General features: G+C 67.1%; 6 protein-coding genes and 1 pseudogene. 5 read left to right on the top strand and 2 right to left on the bottom strand.

Annotated features, from left to right (window positions below; genetic code table 11):
- Window positions 1-147: 147 nt before the first annotated feature.
- The 4 genes and pseudogenes from ACFY0U_RS38420 to ACFY0U_RS38405 form a co-directional block, all read left to right on the top strand.
- Window positions 148-453: pseudogene (locus tag ACFY0U_RS38420) on the top strand (aminoglycoside phosphotransferase family protein); the annotation flags it as partial.
- Between the two features lie 117 nt (window positions 454-570).
- On the top strand, window positions 571-1,239 hold the full coding sequence (locus ACFY0U_RS38415) for a Type 1 glutamine amidotransferase-like domain-containing protein (RefSeq protein ID WP_388644029.1): 669 nt from the start codon (window positions 571-573) through the stop codon (window positions 1,237-1,239).
- Window positions 1,240-1,514: 275 nt separating this feature from the next.
- A complete protein-coding gene (locus tag ACFY0U_RS38410) occupies window positions 1,515-1,985 on the top strand; it encodes a DIP1984 family protein (RefSeq protein ID WP_388644016.1) in 471 nt (156 codons plus the stop codon).
- A 539-nt stretch (window positions 1,986-2,524) separates the two neighbouring features.
- Complete coding sequence (locus ACFY0U_RS38405) at window positions 2,525-3,358, top strand: PIG-L family deacetylase (RefSeq protein WP_388644014.1); 834 nt, start codon at window positions 2,525-2,527, stop codon at window positions 3,356-3,358.
- 40 nt (window positions 3,359-3,398) lie between these two features.
- Here the strand turns inward: ACFY0U_RS38405 and ACFY0U_RS38400 are convergent, their stop codons facing one another.
- Window positions 3,399-4,280 (bottom strand): phosphotransferase enzyme family protein, encoded by an 882-nt coding sequence (locus ACFY0U_RS38400; protein WP_388644026.1) that lies wholly within the window; start codon window positions 4,278-4,280, stop codon window positions 3,399-3,401.
- Between the two features lie 141 nt (window positions 4,281-4,421).
- Here ACFY0U_RS38400 and ACFY0U_RS38395 point away from each other — a divergent pair, with 141 nt between their 5' ends.
- Window positions 4,422-4,832 (top strand): VOC family protein, encoded by a 411-nt coding sequence (locus ACFY0U_RS38395; RefSeq protein WP_388644011.1) that lies wholly within the window; start codon window positions 4,422-4,424, stop codon window positions 4,830-4,832.
- Between the two features lie 371 nt (window positions 4,833-5,203).
- On the opposite strand, the gene ACFY0U_RS38390 is transcribed toward ACFY0U_RS38395, so the two are convergent.
- Window positions 5,204-6,373, bottom strand: coding sequence for a glycosyltransferase (locus ACFY0U_RS38390; RefSeq protein ID WP_388644010.1), 1,170 nt, complete (start codon window positions 6,371-6,373; stop codon window positions 5,204-5,206).
- Window positions 6,374-6,460: the final 87 nt, after the last annotated feature.

Here is a 6,460-nt window from a genome sequence, read left to right as displayed (position 1 = left end):
CGGAGCGCCGGTAGGACCAGAACCTGTTCTGGCACAGCGCGCAGAAACAGGAAGCCACGGATTCCCGACCGGAAATCGTGCCGCGTAGCGGCACGACAACCAGTCAGAGAAGGCCAGAATCTTCGCCCTTCAGGGCGAAGAGCAAGTCAATGGATACCCATGCTCGATCCCGCGTCCGCGGCCGCCTTCCATCCCGCGGGCCTGGACGCCCCGACGCGCTTGCGGGTCCTCGCCGACGGCTACCGCCTCTCCCGACCGGAGCGCGTTGAACTGCCCGGTGTGATCGAACAGGCCACCGCGTCCTGCCGGGCCTTTGTCGCCGGCCGAGTGGCCGCCGGGGACCCCGTCTACACCCAAGCACTGGTCGAACGCGGTGGCTGGGAGCGTTGGGACCGCATCCAGGAGTGGCTGACGGATCACCACGAGGTGTTCACGGCTGCTCTGTCGAACTGACGGGCTCAGAGGTGAAAGAACAAGGTGAGTGCCTGTTGGTGATGCGGTCGTGCCGTGACGGTTTGGACGGGGCCTGGGTTCGTTGCGCGCGCCTGTCAGTCGTGCTTGGCTCGCTCGATGAACCTTCTGTTGACGGCGAGTGGCCTGCGGAACGAGACGCTGCGGGATGCACTGCGGGACATGCTGGGAAAGCCGTTCGGGTCGGCGAACGTGGTGTTCGTTCCCACAGCGTCCGTCGCCGAGCCCGGAGACCACGGGTGGGCCGTCAGGGACATGAACCGGCTGCATGGCCTTGGCTGGCGTGAGTTCGACGTCCTGGAACTGAACGGCCTGCCCCGGCAGATGGTGCTCGACCGGCTGTTCCACGCCGACGTCATCTATGTCGAGGGCGGCAGTCACTACCACCTCGCGCGCAGCATCTCGGGCAACGGTCTGGCCGACGGTTTCCTTGAGGCGCTGGAGAGCCGGGTCTACGTGGGGATGAGCGCAGGTTCAATGATCTTCAGCCGCAATCTCACCGGGCACTCCGCCGACGTGATCGGGGACACCTCGGACCTCCACGTGCTCGGCGCGACGACCGTAGAGCCGCCGTTCGGCCTCTTCGACTGGTACCTCAAGCCCCACCTGTACTCGCCGGATTTCCCCGAGCGGGACGACGCCTGGGTTGATCGCATCGCTGCGCGGGCGGACTTCCCGATCTACTTCATCGATGACGAGACGGCCGTTCGCGTCAGGGACGGCGAGGTGGATGTCCTTTCTGAGGGGCGGTGGCGGTTCCATCTGTGACACCACGCGTGATGGAAACCCTGAACAGGAAAGTGCGACGCTCAGGGCGCCGATTTGACGGAGAGGCCTCCTGAGGAGCAGGTGGCCTCCTTCGTCGTGGCCTGGTCACCCGCCGCGGGCAGGTCCCTTCGCATCAGGTCGCGCACACCGCTCCGCGTGGCTGTCCGATCTCGCTCCAGTTGCTGGTCAGGGCCGTGGCGGATGGAAATCCAGGTGCGTATGAGCCGGTTCGCACTCGTATACTCGTGCGAGCTATTGAGGGGGAGGTGGGGACAGTGAGGCTTGCTGAGGCACTGGCAGAACGTGCGGAGGCGACGCGCCGTGTAGAGCAGCTGCGAGCGCGTGTCGTCAGCAGTGCGCGGTACCAGGAAGGGGAGACGCCCGCCGAGGACGCGGCTCAGCTGTTGGCTGAGGTCGGTGAGGTGCTGGACGCTCTGGAAACGTTGATCCGGCGGATCAACCGGACCAATGCCACCGTGGAGATGGGTCCGGACGGCACGCTCACCGATGCTCTCGCGCGCCGGGATGTCCTGCGGTTGCGTCACTCTGTGGTCACCGCGGCGGCGGACGCGGCGGCGGGTAAGGGCGATCGGGGATACGGCCGGCAGCTCCGGTCCGAGCTGATGATGCTTTCCGCGCTTCCGGTCGCGGAACTGCGTGGTCAGGCGGATGTCGTCGCCCGGGAGATCCGCGAGCTCGATGTGCGGATCCAGCGTACGAACTGGGAGGTCGACTTGCTGGACTGAGTAGTCCGGCAAGCTGGGATGATGTGGAGCAGGTAGCAGCTTCGGAGGCGTGCACACACCGAGGGCCGGCGGTTTTCCAGCCCACTCCTGGCGCGTGAAGAGCAACGCGGGGGTTCGACTCCCCGAAGAACAGTGCAGCTCAGCACGGCGTACAGGTAACGGTGCACATCGCACAGCACATCACCACGTGCAGATCCGAGGCGGCGAGGGCGGGTTCGGGGCTTTCCACATCGCAGCACGAGACGACCTGGCACCCCGCGCAGGTCAGCAACCCACCACACGCCAGACGCAGTGAGACAGGCAGAGCAGTTCGCGCCTGTACCTCGTTCGCGTCGAAACGCCGACGCCTGGACGGCCAAGCGGCCGCGACGGGAACAGCCGGTCCGGTCGGCACGGTTGCATCGACCGACAGACCCGCGTCGCACAGGTGGGGAACACGGAGATTCGAGGGGCGTCCGCCTCACCGGGATCCGGGCCCCAGGAGTGGTACGCCTGTTGCGCAGTCGGACCACGATGTATTTCTGCAGGAGGACTGATTCATGACTGACCGCCCTTTGACGCTCATGGCAGTGCACGCCCACCCCGACGATGAGGCCACCGGAACGGGAGGGGTTCTCGCGCGGTACGCGGCGGAAGGCATCCGCACGGTTCTTGTGACGTGTACCGACGGGGGTTGCGGTGACGGACCGGGGGGTGTCAAGCCGGGTGATCCCGGGCACGATCCGGCGGCGGTCGCCTTGATGCGTCGTAAGGAACTCGAGGCGAGCTGCGACGTCCTGAAGGTCAGCGATCTGGAGATGCTGGACTATGCCGACTCCGGGATGATGGGCTGGCCGAGCAACGATGCCTCCGGATCCTTCTGGCAGACCCCCGTGCAGGAAGGCGCGGCCCGACTGGCGGAACTGATGCGGCACTACCGACCGGATGTGGTCGTCACCTACGACGAGAACGGCTTCTACGGCCATCCCGATCACATTCAGGCCCACCGCATCACGATGGCGGCGCTGGAGATGACCGCGCTGACACCGAAGGTGTACTGGACCACGATGCCCCGCTCGGGGATGCAGCGGTTCGGGGAGATCATGCGCGAGTTTGATCCGGACATGCCGGAGCCGGATCCTGCCGAGGCCGCCGCGATGGCCGAGATCGGCCTCCCCGACGATGAGATCACCACGTGGGTGGACACCACCGCGTTCAGCGATCAGAAGTTCGACGCGCTGGCCGCGCACGCCAGCCAGGGCGAGAACATCTTCTTCCTCAAGATGGGCAAGGAGAGGTTCGGTGAGCTGATGGGCATGGAGACCTTCGTACGTGTCCAGGACACCACCGGCTCTGCCGTACCCGAGAACGATCTCTTCGCCGGACTTCGCTGATCCACCCATCCGGAGCGGAGCTCGGTCAGCTCATCGGCTTTCATGTGGCCTTCGGCGAGTTCTGCAGGCCGTCCAGTCGGCTGGTCACGGTGTCGAGTGTCGGCCAAGGAGGGCCCTCGCGCAGGAGGCGCAGGAGTTCCTCTCCGAATCGCCTCCCGTTCGGGAACTGGTCGCCGAGCTCCCAACGCCACGCGGCGACCATCGCGACAACGAGCTGCCGGCACTCGTCCAGCAGTCCTTGGTCAACGTTCGGGTAGTGCGCGCAGACCGCCTCGGGCACGTGGGCGAGATCGAACTCGACGGGTCCGCGGCAGCACGTCTCAAGGTCGATGAACAACGGGCCGTCGGTCGTGCTGAGCACATTGCCTGGATGCGGCTCGCCGTGGAGCAGCTGCTCCACGGCACCGCGGCCGTCGATCGTTCGTCGCAGGCTTGCGAGCCTGCCGCTGAGGAACGCGCGGTCCGCGTCGGCGAGTTCCGGCGAGCGATCAGGGTCGGCGACAACGTCTTCCGCCTCCGTGATCCGGTCCATGAAGCTCGGGCTCGGCATATCGACCGTGCGCATGCCCGCGTGCATCTGCTCCAGCGCCTTGGCGTAGTCGACCGGTGGGGTGTGAGGCGTCAGGGGCTCGTAGTAGGTCCACAGTGTCACTGCGAAGCCATCGCGTACGTACACACGCGGGTCCGCCCGAGGCGCCAGGGGGCACACCGGGCATCCGGCCTCGGCGAGCCGCTGGGCGAGCTCGACTTCGAACTGTGCGACCTCTTGTCCCACAGGGGCGACGCGGGCAAGGACGTCGCACGGCGTCAGCCGCAGTGCCAGCTTGTTCGAGTTGTGGAGAACGACTGCGTCGTCGCCCGGCAGGCCGAGCGATGTGGCGACCGAGGTCGCAGCTGCGATGGCACGGGTGACGTCGGTCATCTTCACTCTCGAATCCTGGCACAGATGAGCGAAGGCGATTCGGCACACTGGAGGGGCCCGGGGCTTCAGGGCGCCCTTTGCCGCAGGCCGTAGCGTCTGTCTCGAAGTCCGGCTCATTTGATCTTGTGGCAAGATCGCGGGATGCTACGACTAACCGACTTCATCATCGATTGCCCGGACACGATGAAGCTGGCAGCCTTCTACTCTGAGGTGACGGGGCTCCCGGTCAAGGAGGGCAGTACCGAGAACTGGGCCGGTATCCGGTTCGGTGAGATCGAACTGGCCTTCGTTCAGGTAGATGACTACCGAGCCCCGCGGTGGCCCGACAGCGAGCACCCCAAGCAGTTCCACCTCGACTTCGAGGTCGACGACATCGAGGCCGAACAGCGTCGCGTCCTCGCCCTCGGCGCGACCCTGCAGCGCGACTGCACCGACCCCGACGGCTACGGCTTCCGCGTCTACACCGACCCTGTCGGCCACCCCTTCTGCCTCTGCCGCAACAAGGGTGTCATCTGGACCGATCAGGGCCTCATCTGGCCCAAGAGCGACTAGCAGGCCGTGACTCGAAGTAGATCGCGAGCCATTTGTTGATGGCGGTGATGTGGACGGTGGCCAGGTAGCGGACGGCGAGCTCGTCGAACCGAGTGGGGTCGCATCGGGTCGAAGGCGGGCGGCCAGCCGCCGCGGCTGCGCCGGTGACCGGCATGGTCAGCAGGCTCGGGAACGGTGGACCCGCTGCGGATTCCCGGCATCGCACGACTGGATGCCCTCGCCGACCAGATGTGTGCCGCCGGGCTGCCGACCCGCGTCGAGAACCTGGGCGGCCGCACCCACATACCCGTAACCGACTGCACCGAGTGCGCCGACCTCGTCGAGGAGGGCGGCGCACCGGCACCTCCCATGACGCCACCGCGGCCGGAGTCCTACTTCCCGGCTGCGGCGAGCACCACATCGACCAGGCGCTCCGCGGCATCCGGGCGACCGTGCGCACGGGCCCGCTCCGCCATGGCCGAGCGCTGGGAAGGGTCCGTCAGCAGCGGCGCCACGGCGTCCCGTAGCCGCTCTGCGGACACGTCGTCGATCAGCGCGACGGCGGCTCCGTTGTCCGCCAAGTGCCGTGCGTTGTGGGCCTGCTCGTTGCCGGCCGAGGTGGCGAGCGGGACGAACACGGCCGGCTTGGCCAGCGCGGTCAGCTCGGCGATCGTCCCGGCGCCGCTGCGAGAGATCACCACATCCGCCAGCGCCAGGACGTCGGGCAGCTCCGCCCCCACATACCCGGTCAGGTGATAGCGCGCCGCGCCGGACGCGGACAGATGCCCGGTCTGTCGGCGCAGTTCCTCCACGTTGTCGCGCCCGCACTGGTGGATCACGTTGGCGTGTTCCACCAGCCACGGCAGCACGTCCCGCACCAGGTGGTTGACCTGCTGGGAACCCTGAGCGCCGCCGGTCACGTAGACGGTGGGCAGCCGCGGGTCGAATCCGTGCAGCCCCAGGGCTTCGACCGCCTTCTGGGCCTGCCCGGTGAACACCTCCGGTCGCACCGGATTGCCCGTCACCACCGCGGTGGCGCGCACGCTCTCGGGCAACAGCGGCAGCGTGGACGGTGAGGACACCGCGACCCGCGTCGCTGCTGAGGCCAGCGTCCGGTTGGCCAACCCGAGTCGCACGGTCTGCTCGTGCACGACCAGCGGGACGCGGCACAACCGGGTCGCGGCCACACCAACCGGCACCGCCACGTAGCCGCCCGTCGCCAGCACCACATCCGGACCGAAACGGGTGATGGCTTTGCGAGCCTGGAGCACACCGAGCGGTACACGGCTCATGTCCTTGATGTTCGCCGGCGACACCATCTTGATCGGGTTCTTCGACCGCCGGATCTTGCCCACCGCAACCGACTCGAAGCCGATGCCTTCGGCCGCCGCGACCCGCGACTCCAGGCTGTCAGCCTCACCCACCCACAGGACATCCAACCGGTCACCCTGCGCGGCCAGACGGGCCTGGAGGGTTCGCACCGCGGTCAGGGCCGGATAGGTGTGACCGCCGGTCCCACCACCCGTGACGATCAAACGGAAGGGACGGTGATCGCTGTTCATGCTGATGGCTCCAGTGTTGCTGCGGATCGGGCCGAGACAGAGCCCGTGGACGCCTCCGCGGGCCTGTCGCTGAGCTTTTCACAGACA

This window comes from Streptomyces sp. NPDC001536 (assembly GCF_042894505.1).
Classification (GTDB): Bacteria; Actinomycetota; Actinomycetes; order Streptomycetales; family Streptomycetaceae; genus Streptomyces.
Note: the sequence above shows the minus strand (reverse complement) of the source record. Positions and strands in the feature narration are given on the sequence as shown.